The organism is Rhodopseudomonas palustris HaA2 (assembly GCF_000013365.1).
Classification (GTDB): Bacteria; Pseudomonadota; Alphaproteobacteria; order Rhizobiales; family Xanthobacteraceae; genus Rhodopseudomonas; species Rhodopseudomonas palustris_J.
Map to the genome: position 1 here is coordinate 769,340 of NC_007778.1, position 16,891 is coordinate 786,230.

The 16,891-nt window shown below is 64.4% G+C and carries 14 protein-coding genes and 1 tRNA gene; 10 read left to right on the forward strand and 5 right to left on the reverse strand.

The window, feature by feature from the left end; all coding sequences use genetic code 11:
• The first annotated feature begins 210 nt into the window (after positions 1-210).
• Entirely contained in the window at positions 211-1,698 is a 1,488-nt protein-coding gene (locus RPB_RS03490) for an ATP-binding protein (RefSeq protein WP_011439586.1), read from the forward strand.
• Positions 1,699-1,927: 229 nt separating this feature from the next.
• Positions 1,928-2,004, forward strand: a tRNA-Arg gene (locus tag RPB_RS03495).
• A gap of 117 nt (positions 2,005-2,121) precedes the next feature.
• On the opposite strand, the gene RPB_RS03500 is transcribed toward RPB_RS03495, so the two are convergent.
• The 4 genes from RPB_RS03500 to RPB_RS03515 all read right to left on the reverse strand — a co-directional run bounded on the left by RPB_RS03500 (position 2,122) and on the right by RPB_RS03515 (position 7,057).
• Positions 2,122-3,363: a type II toxin-antitoxin system HipA family toxin gene (locus RPB_RS03500; protein WP_011439587.1), complete on the reverse strand. Its 1,242-nt coding sequence runs from the start codon at positions 3,361-3,363 to the stop codon at positions 2,122-2,124.
• Positions 3,360-3,674 carry a helix-turn-helix domain-containing protein gene (locus RPB_RS03505; protein ID WP_041798541.1) on the reverse strand — a complete coding sequence of 105 codons (315 nt, stop codon included), beginning with the start codon at positions 3,672-3,674 and terminating at the stop codon, positions 3,360-3,362. Before RPB_RS03505 ends, RPB_RS03500 begins: the two co-directional genes overlap by 4 nt.
• A 114-nt stretch (positions 3,675-3,788) precedes the next feature.
• A complete protein-coding gene (locus RPB_RS03510) occupies positions 3,789-5,804 on the reverse strand; it encodes a YgiQ family radical SAM protein (RefSeq protein WP_011439589.1) in 2,016 nt (671 codons plus the stop codon).
• A gap of 338 nt (positions 5,805-6,142) precedes the next feature.
• A complete protein-coding gene (locus RPB_RS03515; RefSeq protein WP_011439590.1) occupies positions 6,143-7,057 on the reverse strand; it encodes a LysR family transcriptional regulator in 915 nt (304 codons plus the stop codon).
• A 92-nt stretch (positions 7,058-7,149) separates the two neighbouring features.
• Here RPB_RS03515 and RPB_RS03520 point away from each other — a divergent pair, with 92 nt between their 5' ends.
• The 7 genes from RPB_RS03520 to RPB_RS03550 all read left to right on the forward strand — a co-directional run bounded on the left by RPB_RS03520 (position 7,150) and on the right by RPB_RS03550 (position 15,478).
• On the forward strand, positions 7,150-8,709 hold the full coding sequence (locus tag RPB_RS03520; protein WP_157038771.1) for an amidase: 1,560 nt from the start codon (positions 7,150-7,152) through the stop codon (positions 8,707-8,709).
• Positions 8,709-9,848 (forward strand): ABC transporter substrate-binding protein, encoded by a 1,140-nt coding sequence (locus tag RPB_RS03525; RefSeq protein ID WP_011439592.1) that lies wholly within the window; start codon positions 8,709-8,711, stop codon positions 9,846-9,848. Before RPB_RS03520 ends, RPB_RS03525 begins: the two co-directional genes overlap by 1 nt.
• Before the next feature lie 73 nt (positions 9,849-9,921).
• Positions 9,922-10,959, forward strand: a complete 1,038-nt coding sequence (locus RPB_RS03530; RefSeq protein ID WP_198135152.1) for a branched-chain amino acid ABC transporter permease — start codon at positions 9,922-9,924, stop codon at positions 10,957-10,959.
• 2 nt (positions 10,960-10,961) lie between these two features.
• On the forward strand, positions 10,962-12,713 hold the full coding sequence (locus RPB_RS03535; RefSeq protein WP_011439594.1) for a branched-chain amino acid ABC transporter ATP-binding protein/permease: 1,752 nt from the start codon (positions 10,962-10,964) through the stop codon (positions 12,711-12,713).
• Entirely contained in the window at positions 12,713-13,471 is a 759-nt protein-coding gene (locus RPB_RS03540) for an ABC transporter ATP-binding protein (RefSeq protein ID WP_011439595.1), read from the forward strand. Before RPB_RS03535 ends, RPB_RS03540 begins: the two co-directional genes overlap by 1 nt.
• 128 nt (positions 13,472-13,599) lie before the next feature.
• Positions 13,600-14,820 carry an acyl-CoA dehydrogenase family protein gene (locus RPB_RS03545; protein WP_011439596.1) on the forward strand — a complete coding sequence of 407 codons (1,221 nt, stop codon included), beginning with the start codon at positions 13,600-13,602 and terminating at the stop codon, positions 14,818-14,820.
• A gap of 133 nt (positions 14,821-14,953) precedes the next feature.
• Complete coding sequence (locus tag RPB_RS03550) at positions 14,954-15,478, forward strand: flavin reductase family protein (RefSeq protein WP_011439597.1); 525 nt, start codon at positions 14,954-14,956, stop codon at positions 15,476-15,478.
• Positions 15,479-15,480: 2 nt separating this feature from the next.
• On the opposite strand, the gene RPB_RS03555 is transcribed toward RPB_RS03550, so the two are convergent.
• Positions 15,481-16,479, reverse strand: a complete 999-nt coding sequence (locus RPB_RS03555; protein WP_011439598.1) for a Ku protein — start codon at positions 16,477-16,479, stop codon at positions 15,481-15,483.
• Between the two features lie 124 nt (positions 16,480-16,603).
• Between RPB_RS03555 and RPB_RS03560 the strand changes: the two genes are divergently transcribed.
• Positions 16,604-16,846: a hypothetical protein gene (locus tag RPB_RS03560; RefSeq protein ID WP_011439599.1), complete on the forward strand. Its 243-nt coding sequence runs from the start codon at positions 16,604-16,606 to the stop codon at positions 16,844-16,846.
• Positions 16,847-16,891: the final 45 nt, after the last annotated feature.

The window sequence follows — 16,891 nt, forward strand, 5'->3', positions numbered from 1 at the left end:
CTTGCCCTCGTCAATTGCGCGGGCTGCTGCTTTTGCCGCACCGCGACCGAATCTGCCAAGCCGGCGTTAGGCATAGCCGCTGATCCACCGCCGCGCGGCGCAAACCGTAAATGATCGAACGGTAATTTGACCTGGCGGTGTTCAGGGCGCATTTTGAGACATATATTCTTTGCGCCGAATCCGGAGGGATCGGAAGTCAGGGCAAATCGGGTGCAGGCAGCGGATCAACAGCCTGAAACGCGGGCATGGCGGCGAGGCCTGGAGCCGAAGATCGGCTTGTCCGGGAAGCTGCTGCTGTTGACGATTCCGCTGATCCTGATCGCCGAAATCCTGATCTACGTGCCGTCAATCGCCAATTTCCGCCTGAACCGGCTCAACGACCGGCTTGCGGCTGCCAATACGGCCGCGCTGGTCCTGGACGCCTCGCCCTCCGGCATGGTGCCGGATACGCTGGCGCGCCAGGTGCTGGACAGCATCGACGCCCGCGCGGTGGCGATCAAAATGGGCCAGCAGCGTCGCCTGCTGGCAACCTCGAACCTGCCCAGCACGATCGACCAGGTCGTCGATATGCGCCACGTCACGCCGTGGGGCGCGATCATCGATGCCTTTGCGGTGATGCTGGAGAGCGGCAACCAGACCGTCCGGGTGATCGGCCCGGCGGAGGGCAACGCGCAGTTCATCGAAGTCGTGATCGACGAAGCGCCGCTGCGGATCGCCATGTACCGCTTCTCCAGCAATCTGCTGCTGGTGTCGTTGACCATCACCAGCCTGACCACCGCGCTGATCTATCTGGCGCTGCATTTCCTGTTCGTGCGGCCGATGCGGCGGCTGACCGCCAACATGGTCAATTTCCGCCGCGATCCGGAAAGCCCGGCTTCGATCGTGATCCCGGGCCCGCGCGGCGACGAAATCGGCCTCGCCGAGCGCGAATTGTCCGACATGCAGCGCGATCTGGTGTCGATGCTGCATCAGAAGAGCCGGCTCGCCGCGCTCGGCCTCGCGGTGTCGAAGATCAATCACGATCTGCGCAATTTGCTGGCGTCGTCGCAGCTGCTGTCCGACCAGCTCTCCAGCGTGCCCGACCCGCGGGTGCAGCGCTTCGCGCCGAAGCTGGTGCGCTCGCTGGAGCGGGCGATCGCGTTCTGCCAGTCGACGCTGTCCTATGGCCGCGCCCAGGAGGCCGCACCGGACCGCCGGATGATCCTGATCGAACCGGTGGTCAACGAGGTCCGCGAGACCGCCGGGCTCGCCTCCGACACGGCCGTCAGCTCGGTCACCTGGGTCTCGGCGATCGAGCGCGGGCTGACCATGGACGCCGACCCTGATCAATTGTTCCGGGTGCTGCTGAACCTGGTGCGCAACGCCGCGCAGGCGCTGGAAAGCCAGCCGCGCAGCGACGCCGCCTTGCAGCAGATCCGGATCACCGGCCGTCGCGAGGGGTCGGTGACGATTCTGGAAGTGTCCGACACCGGCCCCGGCGTGCCGCAAAAGGCCCGCGACCATCTGTTCGAGGCGTTCCACGGCTCGGTCCGGGCCGGCGGCTCGGGTCTCGGGCTGGCGATCGCCGCCGAGCTGGTCCGCGCCCATGGCGGCGACATCAAGCTGGTCGAGGGAACGCTGGGCGCGACCTTCCGGATCTCGATTCCGGACCGGCCGGTCGACCTGCACAGCCTGCGCAACGAACGCGCCAGGGCCTGATCCCGGCTTTGGGTCTGATTCCGCCTTGCGCCTGATCCAGCCTGGGGCTCGATCGAGCCCGATCGAGCTTTCGTTAGGTCTGGCCCCGCCTTGTCCCGATGCCGGTGAGAAAGCTGGTCGGCGGCGCTTGCCAAGCCCGATCTGAGCCGCTAGCTATGGCGGCCTTCGCAGCGCCTGCCGCTGCGGAACGCCGGCGGCTCCGGATCGATTCGGAGAACCCGCGGCAGACGCGCCCGTAGCTCAGCTGGATAGAGCACCAGACTACGAATCTGGGGGTCAGAGGTTCGAATCCTTTCGGGCGCGCCATTTGCTTCGCAGCGAGACTGCGACATCATCCAGCATCTTTGATGTGAAACCACGAGCTTCATCCGTTGCCTGCTCTCGAGATCGTCGCGGGGGACTGCGGTTCACGACGTGCCCGGCTCAGGGGTCGAGCAGCGGCACCATTTCATCGATGTGGGCATCGATCCGCGCGCGGACCTGCGCAGGCACAACGTCGCGTTCCGGAAGAACGAGCCACTTGTCACGCACGGCGGCCGCAGTCTCGGCGACAGCGGTTAACACGGCGCCCTCCGGAAGACGGCTTCGGTTTGCGAAGTTGCGCCAGCGCTCCGGCGTGAGCGCCTGGAGCGACTTTTCGCCGGCGAGGCTGAGGGCGAGCCCATCCTTAGGGAGGTAAGGAATCGTCGAGAGCATGTCGTAGACCGGCGCCAGCATCGGCGTCCGGCCGTCGCCGGGATAGAGCAGCGACCAGTTCTTCAGATGCATGTCGCCATTGCCGGTGATCGCGGCGAGCGCGAGGCGCCGAGCAAACTCGATGGCCGAATCGAACGAGACCCCGCTGGTGAGCGCCGCGCCGATATTGTGATACGCGCCGCCATTGTACTTCTCGGACGGGTAGCGGCCGAACACCTGCGCGAAGTCTTCGATATGCACGCGCGTGTCGCCATCGCCGCGGTCGAAGCGGCGGACGAGCAGCACCTTGCCGGTGGACTGGGTGGTGAACTCGTCGGGGATGCCGGTGAACTCGGTCTTGTCGACGAGCTCGCGCGCGGGCACCTCCATGCCCAGCGCTTCCGCCAGGGCCATCAGGGCGAACTCGTTCTCCGAGAGTCCGATATGCGTGAGCGAGGGAAATTTGGCGATGTACTGGCCTTGCCCGTCGCCGACCGCGAGCGTGATGCCGCCTTGTTTGCCGGTGTTCTTCATCACCGACAGTTTCATTTGCACACCGGCGAGAGAGAACCGCGTGTTGCGGCCTTGGGCTTCCGGGCCGGCCACGACGGGGCTGCCGTCACTCGGTAGGGCGCGGACCGCTCCCGGCAGATCGCCGCCCAGCGCGGCCAGAAGATCGAAGTCGTTGCCCGGCCTGACGGACGCGGCGTGGTGCTTTTCCATCGCTTCGCGCAGTTTCTCTTCGGGCAGCAGGTTCGCAAAGAACGGAGGCAGTGCTCTGCGTATGGGCTTGGGATCTCGCCGGAGGCCGCCATCCGCTGAGCGAAGCGACAGGCTGAAGACCGGCGGATTGTTCATGGCCCGGTAAGCGGGCAAGAGGTTGAACGCGTTGTAGTCACCCGGCGTCCGGACGAGGGTGCCGACGGGAAGGTCGTTCAATGAGATATCGAGTGACTGGATTCGCTCGGCCGCGAGGACAGCCTGAGTCATGGCCGTTCTTCCTCTTCGGCATCCGACGTGAACGCCGGGCGATCATCATCATCGGCCGCGGGCTGCAGCATCGACTGGATGGCGGGCACCATCGCCTGCGGGATCAACATCATTTCCAAGCCGAGGGCGCGGGCGATGTTGATGAGGGTCGTTGCGCGAGCAGCCGCGGCGCCGGTTTCAATATCGCGATAGCGGGGTCTGCTAATGTTTGCTCGAAGAGCGATTTCCTCCTGGGACAAGCCGGCGGCCAGCCGCGCTGTCCGGAAGCTCAGGCCAAGCTCTTTGAGCAGGGGATCTGGATGGAGTGACATGATATGTTTTCGGATCATTTTTGATCGAAATGACACCTAGGCGGATCATATCGCTTTGTCAATTGATGCGTTTACAGATCTTTCTTATAGAAATGATCTGTAATCAGATCTTGATCACTTCGTCACCCGCACCCCTTTGGTGGTGAAGCGCTGCGTTCGGGCCGGACCGCGGGGCGGCGGTCGGGTGCCGTTGCCGGAGGGCTGATGCGCCGGCACCAGCTGGTCGGGGCGCGGGCCGATCAGATCGGCGCGGCCCATCCGGCGTAGCGCCTCGCGCAGCACCGGCCAGTTGTCGGGGTCGTGATAGCGCAGGAACGCCTTGTGCAGCCGGCGCTGACGCAGGCCCTTGATCGCCTCGACCTTGTCTGAGCCGCCGCGGCGGACGCCGCGCAGCGGATTGACGCCGGTGTGATACATCGCCGTCGCGGTCGCCATCGGCGACGGCAGGAAGGTCTGCACCTGGTCGGCGCGGTAGCGGTTCTTCTTCAGCCACAGCGCGAGGTTCATCATGTCCTCGTCGGTCGTGCCCGGATGCGCCGCGATGAAATACGGGATCAGATAGTACTTCTTGCCGGCCTGCTCGGCGGCGGCGTCGAACATCTGCTTGAAGCGGTGATAGGTGCCGATGCCCGGCTTCATCATCTTGTCGAGCGGGCCGCGCTCGGTGTGCTCGGGCGCGATCTTCAGATAGCCGCCGACGTGATGGGTGACGAGCTCCTTGATGTATTGCGGGCTCTTCACCGCCAGATCGTAACGCACCCCCGAGGCGACCATCACCCGCTTGATGCCCTTCACTTCGCGCACCTTGCGATACAGCCGGATCAGGTCGTCGTGCGAGGTGTTCAGGTTCGGACAGATCTCCGGAAACACGCAGGACGGCCGCCGGCACGCCGCCTCGATCTTCGGATCGTTGCACGCCATCCGATACATATTCGCAGTCGGCCCGCCGATGTCGGAGATCACCCCCGTGAAGCCCGGCGTCTTGTCGCGGATCTTCTCGATCTCGCGCAGGATCGAGCCTTCCGAACGATTCTGGATGATGCGGCCCTCGTGCTCGGTGATCGAGCAGAAGGTGCAGCCGCCGAAACAGCCGCGCATGATCGTCACCGACGCCTTGATCATGTCCCAGGCGGGGATCTTCGCGTCGCCATAGGACGGATGCGGCGCGCGGGCGTAGGGCAGATCGTAGACCGAGTCCATCTCGGCGGTGGTGAGCGGAACCGGCGGCGGGTTGAGCCACAGATCGCGGTCGCCGTGGCGCTGCACCAGCGGCCGCGCATTGCCCGGGTTGCTCTCACGATGCAGCACCCGCGAGGCGCGGGCATAGGCTTCCTTGTCCTGCTCGACCTGCTCGCAGCTCGGCAGCCGGATCACCACATCGCCGCGCATCTGCCGGGCGCCTTCGTCGGCGGCGTCGAGATCGTCGGCGTGCAGTTCCGTATAGTTGTCGGGCACGCGGCGGAACAGCGCGACGCCACGAATGTCGTCGAGCGCGCGCGGCGCTTCGCCGGCCCTGAGCCGGTGTGCGACCTCGATCACGGCGCGCTCGGCGTTGCCGTAGAGCAGGAGATCCGCCTTGGCGTCGGCCAGCACCGAGCGGCGGACCTTGTCCGACCAGTAATCGTAATGCGCGATGCGGCGCAGCGACGCCTCGATGCCGCCGAGCACGATCGGCACATCCTTGAACGCTTCGCGGCAGCGCTGGGCGTAGACCAGGGTGCAGCGGTCCGGCCGCCGGCCGCTCTCGCCGTTCGGCGTGTAGGCGTCGTCGTGGCGCAGCCGACGGTCCGCGGTGTAGCGGTTGACCATCGAATCCATGTTGCCGCCGGTGACGCCGAAAAACACCTTGGGCCGGCCCAGCGCCTTGAACGGCTCGGCCGACTGCCAGTCCGGCTGGGCGATGATGCCGACGCGAAAACCCTGCGCCTCCAGCAACCGGCCGATGATCGCCATGCCGAAGCTCGGATGGTCGACATAGGCGTCGCCGGTCACCAGCACGATGTCGCAGGCGTCCCACCCCAGCGCCTTCATCTCGGCGCGGCTCATCGGCAGGAAGGGCGCCGCCTTGGCCGGGTCGGCCAAGTGACGGGACCACGACGTCGAGGGCTTTTCGGCGGGGGCGCTGTGCATGGCGTCGACGCATAAGCTCCCGCCGCCGCGAGTTCAACCGCCCCGTCGGCTCGGCTCGCGCCGCAGCCGATCCACGCGTGAAGCACGGTGCGCGTCATGGAGCGGCCGACCGGTCATCGACCGGCTCGATTCGACGATTCAGCAGCCGGAGGACCCGAGAGGTCGAGCAGCAGGGCATCGGGAAAGATCACCAAGACCACGTGACGTTCGACCGGCCCGTCCGCCGCATCTCTGTTCGGCCGGGCGTGGTCTTGCGCTGCTTCGTCGCGCTTTGGTTCGTCGATGCACAGCAGCCGACCTTTGCGGCGTTGATCAGCGCAGGTCCGGTGCGAGCCGAGCTAACCGTCTTCCTTGAGGATCTTCGCAGCCGTTTCGCACATCCATTTGATGCCCATGTCGCTGGCGAAGCGCGAGTGGCTGTGCACTTTCACCTCGATCAGGGGCAGGTCGAACGGCAGATCGAGCAGACGAAAGTCCTTCGCTCGGTGAAGGCGGAGCGCCAGGGATTCGGGAAAAATCGCCGCCAAGTCGGAGTGGCGCACGATCTCCGGCGCGACCATGAAATGCCCGCGGACGGCGATTTGAGGTCCGGCGCCTCTGTCCGAGAACCACTGCTCGATCGGTTGATGATGAACCGGAGAAGTTATTCTCGCATAGAAGAAGCGCAGCCCGGCGCAATTCGACTTCCTGAGTCCGGTTCGGCCGATCGGGTGACCGGCGCGAACGATGCAGACGAAGCGATCGTTGAAGATGTCGATGCTGCTGCAGTCCTCCTCGCCGTTCTTGACGTAGCCGATGGCCAGATCGACTTCTCCCGAGCGCATCGCGCCGACGACCGCGTCGGGTGCAAGCGGGACGACGTCGATCCGCGCCAACGGGGCGATACGTGTCAGTTTCGTCATCAGTTGAGGCAATGAGTAGACCTCGGCGATATCGGACATCGCGATCCGGAAGGTCCTCTGGGTCACCTGGGGATCGAACGCGACGCGCTCTTTGAGCGCGCGATTGATGATCGCGAATGCCTGATCGAGCGGCTCATGCAGACGAACGGCCGCGTCGGTGGGTAGCATGCGGTTCGCCGCGCGCACGAAGAGCGGATCGTTGAAGCGATCGCGCAGGCGCCGCAACGCATGACTGATCGCGGGCTGCGTCAGGCCGAGACGGTCCCCGGCTGCCGTGAGACTGCGCAAGTCCCAGATCGCGAGAAAGACCCGCAAGAGATTGAGGTCGAGGCTCTCATTCGTTTCGTTCATGATGCAGATTATAACTATGAATTTGACTTACATCAATGCGCCATCAAAAATCGCTCATGATCCGATGATGGATCGAGCCGTCGAGAGAGCGCGTGGGAATCCACTTCAACTCAGCTTCTGATCTGCTCGCATTGATGAATGCGAGAGAGATTTCCAGCGTCGAACTCCTCCGGCACTTCATCCAACAAATCGAAAGCTTCGACGGGCGGATCAACGCCGTCGTCAGCCGTGACTTCGAGCGTGCGCTCGACCGCGCAAAGGCGGCGGACGGGACGCGCGCTCGATCGGCCGTCGGAGAATTGGGCCGCCTTCACGGTCTGCCCATGACCGTCAAGGAGTCATTCGACGTCTCCGGGCTTCCCACCAGTTGGGGCACGGTCTCGTATGCGGGCAACGTCGCCAAACGCGATGCCGACGCCGTCGCGCGCCTCGTCGGTGCCGGCGCTGTCGTGTTCGGCAAGACCAACGTGCCGGAAGGGCTTGCCGACGTGCAAACGTCGAATCCGCTGCACGGCAGGACCAGCAATCCGTGGGACCATGCGCGGACTTGCGGGGGCTCGTCCGGCGGTTCGGCGGCGGCGCTGGCGGCCGGCTTCACGGCGGTGGAGCTCGGCAGCGATCTTGCGGGATCGCTGCGGGTGCCCGCGCATTTCTGCGGTGTCTTCAGCCACAAGCCGTCCTACGGGCTAGTGCCCCAGAACGGACACTCGATCGATGCCGACGAGTCCCAAACGGATATGACCGTCCTTGGACCGATGGCGCGGTCGGCGTCGGATCTGCGCCTGTTGCTCGAGATTCTGGCCGGACCGGGCGGCTTCGATGCGGGCGGCTGGGTGCTGCAGCTGCCCAAGGCGCGCGGCAACAGATTGAGCGATTTCCGGGTGGCAGTGCTGCCGAACCACGGAGCTTGCGAGGTCGATCAGGGCATTCAAGCGTCGATCGAAAATCTCGCCCGCGCCCTCCAGCGCAGCGGAGCCGAGGTCGATTTCGACGTGGAGTGGCCCGTCGACCTGGAACTGTGCTTTCAGGACTTCATGATGATGACGCGCGCGGTCGGCTCCAGGCGTGCATCGCCGGACCTTCTGAAGCGGATGTCGGACGAGGCGATGACGTTGCGGAGCGACGACCGCAGCTATCGCGCCGCGATCCGGCGTGCGGCGGGGATGAGCCATCACGCCTGGTTGTCGCTGCACAGCCGCCGGAGCGAATATCGTGCGGCCTGGCAACGCTTCTTCCGGTCCTACGACGTCGTGCTTTGCCCGGTTCATGCCTCGCTTGCTTTTGTGCACGATACCGCAGGCCCGCGGGAGAACCGGCTGCTCGACATCAACGGTCGGCAGCAGGACTACAGTCAATCCCTGTTCTGGATGGCGATCGCTGGGCTCAGCTACCTGCCGTCCACCGTTCGGCCGGTGTCGCTCGTCGGCGGACTTCCGACCGGCGTCCAGATCATCGGGCCGTATCTGGAAGACATGACCACGCTTCGCTTTGCGGAGCTTCTGGACGAACTCTGTCCTCACCTGACCTATCCGTTCCAGGCGGCCGGTTCCCGGTCGAGCGTCGACGGACAGGGCTCGACAGGTCGGCAAGCGCAGACGGACGGATCGGGTATTCAGCCCGGCATTTTGAGAACCGAAGGAGAAAAAGCGTGATGGTGAAGTATGCGATTCTCGTTGCGGCTTGTCTGGTCATCGGTGGTGGCGGTCAGTCGAGCGCCCAGGAGATCAAGGTCGGTCTCACCGCCGATTTCACCGGCGCGACGGCGGCAGTCGGCGCCCCGTTCAAGCTCGCCGCCGAAATTTTCCCCGATCATCTGGGCGGACTGCCGGTCAAATGGATCGTGCTCGATGACGCGGGCAATACCTCGACGACGGTGAAGAATGCCCGCAAATTCGTCGACGAGGACAAGGTCGACATCATCCTCGGCTCCAACACGATCCCGTCGACCGTCGCGATGTTCGGCATCGCGGCTCAGAGCGCAACGCCGCAAATCGCACTCGTTCCCGTCGACATCCCGACCGAGCAGCGGGCCTGGCTTTTCAATCTTCCGCAGTCGGCGCGGATCATGGTCGGCGCCATCGTCGACGATATGAAATCGCGTAACTTCAAGCGGGTCGCGTTCATCGGCTACAATGACGGCTGGGGCGAACTCAACTGGAAGAATTTCGAGCAGTTGGCGAATGCCGGCGGCCTGCAGATCGTCGCCAAGGAACTCTACAGCCGCAATGATACGTCAGTCACCGCGCAAGTGCTCAAGCTGCTCGAAGCCAAGCCCGACGCGGTGTTCGTCGGAGCCTCCGCTACGCCGGCGACACTTCCGCATCTGACGCTGAAGGACCAGGGCTTCAAGGGACAGATCTACCACACGCATGGCGCGGTTTCGAAACCGTTCCTGAACGCCGGCGGCAAGGAACTCGAGGGCGCTATTCTGCCGACCGGGCCGATCGTCGTTGCCGCCAGTCTTCCCGACAGCAATCCGATCAAGAAGGTCGGACTCGATTTCTCCGCGAAATACGCGGCCAAGTATGGTCCGGGCGCGCCCAATCCGTTCGCTGGATACGCATGGGATGCGATGCTCCTCCTCGAGGCGGCCGTCCCCGATGCGGCGGCGAAGGCGAAGCCGGGTACTCCCGAATTCCGATCGGCCCTGCGAGACTCGCTGGCGTCCGGCCGCGAAGTGGTCGGCACCCACGCGGTCTACAAATTCACGGACCAGGATCGCTACGGCGTCGACGATCGATCGCGCGTGCTGGTGATCGTCAAGAACGGCGCTTTCGCTCTGTACAAATAGTCGGTGCCGCAGACGCCACCGACAGACCGAATGCCGAACAGCAGACCATAGGTCGAGAACGATGAATGGCACGATGGCGCTGATTTTGGCGCAGGACGGACTCACGACCGGCATCATCTACGCCTTGCTGTCGTTGTCCATCCTGCTCGTGTTTCTCGTCACGCGCATCCTATGGGTGCCCGCCGGGGAGTTCGTCACCATGGGTGCGCTGACGATGGGGATCTTGCAGAAGAACGAAGCGCCCGCGACGGTGTGGCTGCTCGCAGCCCTGGGCGCGGTCACGCTGCTGCGTGAGGCGATTCGCTCGTTCAGAACGGGTCAGTGGAGCGGCTGGTGGCCCACCGTCGCGTTTTGCGCCGGGATTCCGGCCGTGGTCGTCGTCGCGACGCTGAAGCTGGCGCCGATGGGGCTGCCGATCTTTGCCCAGGTGCTCCTCACTCTGGCGATCACGGTGCCGATGGCGCCGATGATCTATCGAAGCGCGTTCATGGATCTCGCCGGCTCATCGGTGCTCGTCCTGCTCTTCGTCGCCGTCGCCGTGCACTATCTGTTGACGGGCCTCGGCCTCGTCTTCTTCGGACCCGACGGAATGCGCACCGCGCCGTTCATTCCGGGCCGGCTGGATATCGGCTTCACGCGTATTTCCTGGCACCTGCTGCTGGTCGTCGCGGTCGCCCTGTCGCTCACAGCGATCCTGTTCGCATTCTTCGAGCGGACGTTCTGGGGGAAATCCATGCGGGCGGTGGCCGTCAACCGGAAGGGCGCCCGGCTGGTCGGGATCAAGCCGGAAACGGCGGGAACGATCGCGTTCAGCATCGCCGGCCTGATTGGATGCCTGTCGGGAATCCTGATCGCGCCGGTCACCGGGATTTACTACGACAGCGGGTTCCTGATCGGACTGAGAGGCTTCGTCGGCGCGGTGCTGGGTGGGCTCGCGAGTTTTCCGACCGCGATCGTAGGCTCGATATTCGTCGGCCTGTTCGAGAGCTACGCATCCTTCTTCGCATCGGCTTACAAGGAAGCCATCGTATTTTCTCTTCTGGTTCCGATCCTGATCTGGCGTTCCGTCGTCGAACGGCGCCGGAGCGGATTGTCGGACGACGCGGAGTGACCATGCGCTGGCTCTCGATCGCCGTCATCGGTCTGCTCTGCATCGTTCCGATCGCGTTTCCGACGTCGTATCTCACGCCGTTGAACTACGTCGGTCTGAATGCGATCATCTGCGTCGGTCTCGTTCTGCTCGCCGGGGTCGTCGGATTGGCCTCGTTCGGCCAGGCCGCCTTCGTCGGCACGAGCGCCTACACGGCGGCTCTTCTCAGCACCAAGCTCGGGTGGTCGGCCTGGGAAACGCTTCCCGCAGCGTTATTGGTGACCGCCACGTCCGCTCTGGGTCTGAGCTGGCTCACGATCAGGCTTTCCGGCCACTATCTCGTGCTCGGCACCCTCGCATGGGGAACCGCGCTCTATTATTTGTTCGGCAATGTCGCGTTCTTGGGAGGTTATAACGGGATATCCGGAATCCATCCGGTCACCCTGTTCGGAATCTCGTTCGGCGATACGCGCGCTGTCTATTGGCTGATATGGGCCTGCGTCGCGATCGCCATGATGTTGACGGCCAATCTGCTCGACAGCCGCACCGGAAGAGCGCTGCGGGTCGTCCGACACACCATCATGGCTGCGAGCTTCGGGATCGATGTCTCGAAGCTGAAGACCAAAGCCTTCGTGCTCGCCGCGGTTTTTGCCGGCGTGACTGGATGGTTGACCGCCCATTATCTCGGGGTCGTCAACCCGGGTCCTTTCAATGCGAACAGCTCGATCGACTACATGTTCATGGTCGTCGTCGGTGGCTCGTCGCACCTTGCCGGCGCGCTGGTCGGGCCGGCGGTCGTCGAGTTCCTTCGAAACTGGCTTCGTGAAACCCTGCCGAACCTGATCGGCGGCTCGAGCAGTTTCGAGCTGAGTGTCTTCGGACTCATGATGGTGCTGCTGCTGCAAGGCGCCGGCGGCGGCATTATGACGTATGTTTCGCGCTACCTGCCGATGCGGTCGAAGCGCAAGGTGTCGCCGGAAGGCGAACGCCCGCCGCGCCGCTCGCGACTCGCGCCGGGTGAAGCGCTGCTGAAGGTGCAGCGCGCAAGCAAGAATTTCGGCGGACTCGTCGCCGTCAACGAAGTGACCTTCGAGGTCGCGGCCGGTGAGATCGTTGCGCTGATCGGACCAAACGGGGCCGGCAAGAGCACGTTGTTCAACCTGATCACGGGCGTCCTGCCCCTGACGCGCGGTGAAGTGTGGTTTCGCGGTGATCGCATCGATGCGCTGCCGACCCACGGACTTGTCGAGCGCGGCATCGCGCGGACGTTTCAGCACGTCATTCTCCAGCCCGACATGTCGGTGTTGGAGAACGTCGCCGTCGGTGCGTACCATCGGACGACTGCCGGTGCGTTGGCGTCGATGTTCCGACTCGATCGGCGCCAGGAAGAGCGTCTGCTCCGTGAAGCGCAGTACCAATTGGAACAAGTCGACCTGGCTGCGGAAGCCGACGTCGCGGCCGGCAATCTGCCTCTTGGCAAGCAGCGCGTTCTGGAAATCGCCCGTGCGTTGGCCGCCGATCCACTGATCCTGCTGCTCGACGAACCGGCAGCCGGCTTGCGTTTCCAGGAGAAGCAGGCGCTTGCCGACGTGCTGCGATCGCTCCGGGCCGAGGGCATCTCGGTGCTGATCGTCGAGCACGATATGGACTTTGTGATGAATCTCGTCGACCGGCTCGTCGTGCTCGACCACGGCGAGCGGATCGCGGCGGGAACGCCGCTCGAGATTCAGAACGATCCGACAGTGATCGAAGCCTATCTGGGAGGGGTCGATTGATGACCGATATCCTGCTGGATGCCCGCGACATCTCCGTCACCTACGGCAAGGTCGAAGCCGTCAGAGGCGTCGCAGTTCAGGTGACGCGTGGCCAGATCGTAACCGTCATCGGACCGAACGGCGCGGGCAAGAGCAGCCTGCTGAATGCGCTCATGGGCGTCGTGCCGTGTTCCGGCCGGATCGTTTTCGGGGATGCGGAAATTGCGCGCCTCGCGGTGGAAGACCGTGTGGCGCAAGGCGTTTGCCTCGTTCCGGAAAGCCGGGAGTTGTTCGCCGACATGACGGTGCTGGATAATCTCGTCCTGGGCACCTATTCGCGGTTTCGCAAAGGCGAACGGAATTTCAAGGCCGACATCGAAACCGTCTATGAGCTGTTTCCCCGGCTCGGCGAGCGGCGGGCGCAGCGTGCAGGGACGCTGTCGGGCGGCGAACGCCAGATGCTCGCGATCGGGCGGGCGCTGATGGCGCGTCCGAACCTGCTGATGCTGGACGAGCCGTCCTTGGGGTTGGCGCCACTGATCGTCCGCGAGATCCTTCGGGTCGTCGTCTCGCTTCGCGAGCGCGGCGTCGCGCTCCTCGTCGTCGAGCAGAATGCAAAGGCCGCCCTTCAGATCGCCGACTATGGCTACGTGATCGAAGGCGGCCGGGTGGTCATGGAAGGCGCCGCGGCTGAATTGCAGGGCAATGCACGCGTCGTCGCCACCTATCTCGGTGCCGCCAGCGGCAAGGCGCCGAGCGCCGCGGAAGGATCAGCATGAATGTCGGTCCATCGACTGACCGGGCTCGGAGGGCGTGGCGACGGCTGCGCTTGAAGATCGCAAAAGCAGTCGGGCGACACGACGACGGCGACCGAATTTGTCTCGAAAGATCATAGAGGAGTACTCGAATGAACCACATGAATGTGTCCAAGGGCGAATCCTGGAGCGGGTCGCGCGCGTCCGACTTCGACTACAGGGCCGCGGCTCGCGCGATCCTGCCACGCCTGGCCGCGACGTCGGACAGCAGCGAGCGCCTGCGCAGGCTGGACGACGATGCCGCCGCGGCACTCCGCGGATCGGGCCTGGCCCGCGTTCTGACGCCGAAGAAATTCGGCGGCTTCGAGCTCTCCCCAAGCGCCCACATCTGGACCTGTGCGGAACTCGCCCAGGGCTGTTCGGCCGCAAGCTGGGTGTTGATGGTTTGTGTGGCCCACGACTACATCGTCGGACGGTTCTCGGAAGAGTGCCAGAAGGAAGTCTATGACGGCGACGCCGACAACCTGCTCGCCGGCGCCCTGGCTCCGCAGGGCACGATCGAACGCACCGCCGGCGGTTGGCGTCTCAATGGGCGTTGGCAATTCGGCAGCGGCTGCGACCATTCTCCCTGGTTCATTCTCGGCACCAAGGTGGTCAATCCGGACTCGGGCGGCTATCTCAACTACCATGTGATGGTGCCGCGGGCGGACATCGAGATCGACGATACGTGGTACACGCTCGGCATGCGCGGAACAGGATCGAAAGATCTCGTCGCACGCGATGTGCTCGTGCCCGACTATCGGGCGATGCCGACCTATCCGACCTTCATGGGGTCGACCCCGCATACGAACAGTCCCGTCTATCGCTTGCCCGTCTATGCCGGTCTTTCGTCGATGCTGTCGGGCACCGTGCTCGGGATGGCGGAGCGCGGCTTGAAGCACTTCATCGAGCGGACCTCCGCCCGCAGGACCGCCCATGGCGTATCGAAGGCGGAGAACGCCAACATGCAACAACGAGTGGCGGAGTCGACGGCCGAAGTCGCCGCCGCCCGGCGGCTGCTGGAAAACATCTGCGAGCGCTTCGATCAGGCGATGGTTGCCGACCAGGGGCCGATGTCCGCCAGCGACCGCGTCCAGTTCCGGTGGGACGCGGCCTATGTCGTCGAACTGAGCCGACGGGCGATCGATCGGGTGTTCGCCGCTTCCGGCGCACACGGAGTCTACGAGGGCAGCCCGGTGTATCGCGCCTACCGCGATATCAACACGGCCTGCCATCACGCGGTGATCGACTTCGACACGGTCTCTGGATTACGCGGGCAGATCGCCCTGCTCGGCGACATCGGCGAGAACCCCCGTTCGGTGCCTCTCGCCTAGCGGCTTCCAAGCCGCCCTGGTCCGGATGGAGCATGGCACGACGGCGGGGAAACGCGGCCCCGCGCGGACTTGCTCTATCCGGCCTCTCGCAGATCGGATCCCAGAACATCAATCATCTTCGAGGCAGTTCGACATGGCGACGACTGAAGTGGCAACGGACGGAGAGATGCCGATCTCGTCGGCTGTCTTCAAGCAGAGCATGCGCCTTCTGGCCGGCGGCGTCTGCATTGTCGCGAGTGCCAAGGATGGCGAGCGGCTAGGACTCACCATGACGGCGGTCTGTTCGTTGACGCTCGACCCGCCTACGCTGATAGCTTGCGTCAACCGCGACGCAGGCGCCCACGCCTTGATGCGTTCGACCAGACGCATCAGCGTGAATCTGCTAGGCGCGGACCACGCCGAACTCGCCGAACGGTTCGCGTCGTCGAGCATCAAGGGGGCCGCGCGGTTCGACCTCGCGACATGGGTCGACATGGAAAGCGGTGTCCCGGCATTGGCGGACGCGTTGGCCGTGCTGGACTGCGAGATTTTCGAAGAAACCTCGGTCGGCCAGCATTCGGTGTTCTTCTGCGAGGTGAAAGCCGCCCGTGTTCAGCCGGCGAAGGAACCGCTGGTGCATTTCAATCGCGAGTTCCGCGGATTGATACCGGTCGGCTGACCTCACCCCGCCTTGCGGGCCTTGCCGCCGGCGGTGCTGCGTGCGGGCTTCTTTGCCTTGCCGGCCTCCTCTTTCGAGCCGGCGGTCTTGGCGCCGCTGATCGGCAGCAGCATTTCCTTCTGGCCGGGCGCGGTCTTGCGCTTCTTCGGCTTGGCGGATGTCGCGACAGGCTTCTCCGCGGCGGCAGCCTTCGCGGCCGGCGCAGCCTTCGCGGCCGGCGGCGCCTTGGCGTCGCCGAGGCTCCGGCGTAGCGCGTCCATCAGGTCGACGACGTTGTCGCCGCGCGGGCGCGCCTTGGCGGCGAGCGGCTGGCCGCTGACCTTCTTGTTGATCAGCTCCGTCAGCGCGCTCTCGTAGTGATCCTCGAACAGCTCGGGCTGGAAATGGCCGGACTTCTGCTCGACGATATGCCGGGCGAGATCGAGCATGTCCTTGGTGATCTTGACGTCCTGAATGTCGTCGAAATAATCCGCGGCGTCGCGGACTTCGTACGGATAGCGCAGCAGCATCCCCATCAGGCCGTTGTCGCGCGCCTCCAGCGCGATGACGTGCTCGCGATTGGTCAGCACCACGCGGGCCAGCGCCACGCGGTCCATCGATCGGATGGTCTCGCGGATCACCGCATAGGCGTCATGGCCGACCTTGCCGTCGGGCACGATGTAGTACGGCCGCACCAGATACAGATCGTCGATCTCGGATTTCGGCACGAACTGATCGATGTCGATCGTGCGGGTCGATTCCAGCGCGATGGCGTCGAGTTCGTCCTTGGTGATTTCGATATAATTGTCGGTATCGACCTTGTAGCCCTTCATGATGTCGTCGGAGGCGACCTCCTCGCCGGTGTCGGCGTCGACTTTCAGGTATTTGATGCGATGGCCGGTGTTGCGGTTGATCTGGTTGAAGCTGATCTTCTCGGCGTCCGACGTGGCCGGAAACAGCGCCACCGGGCATGTCACCAGCGACAGCCGCAAAAAGCCTTTCCAGTTGGCACGGGGGGCCATTGACGCATACTCCACTGACGCAGGACACTACGCGGAACCGAACAAGCCGGACTCAAGCGCAGAGACTCGGATTCGTTCCCTGCTACTCCTATATTGCCGGTAGTAGCGTAGCGGAGTTTGAAGGATGGTCAATCGCCAGCACGACCGGCCCCGCGATCTGGCGGAGCGGATGGCGCGGCGCAGCAAGCCGGCGGACGGCTTCCTGCGCGAGACTTTTGTCCTGCCGCGGCCCGCCGCCCGCGCCCGGGCGCGGGAGTTTCTCGAGACCTGGCCGAAGGCGGCCTATATGAGCGGCGTCGAGAGCTGGCGCGAACTGCCGGGCGACACCATCGAATTCACCATGCGGCGGCTGCCGACGGCGGACTGAGCGCGACCTCCGGAGTTTGGGACAGCCGCCAATTCACGGTTGCAA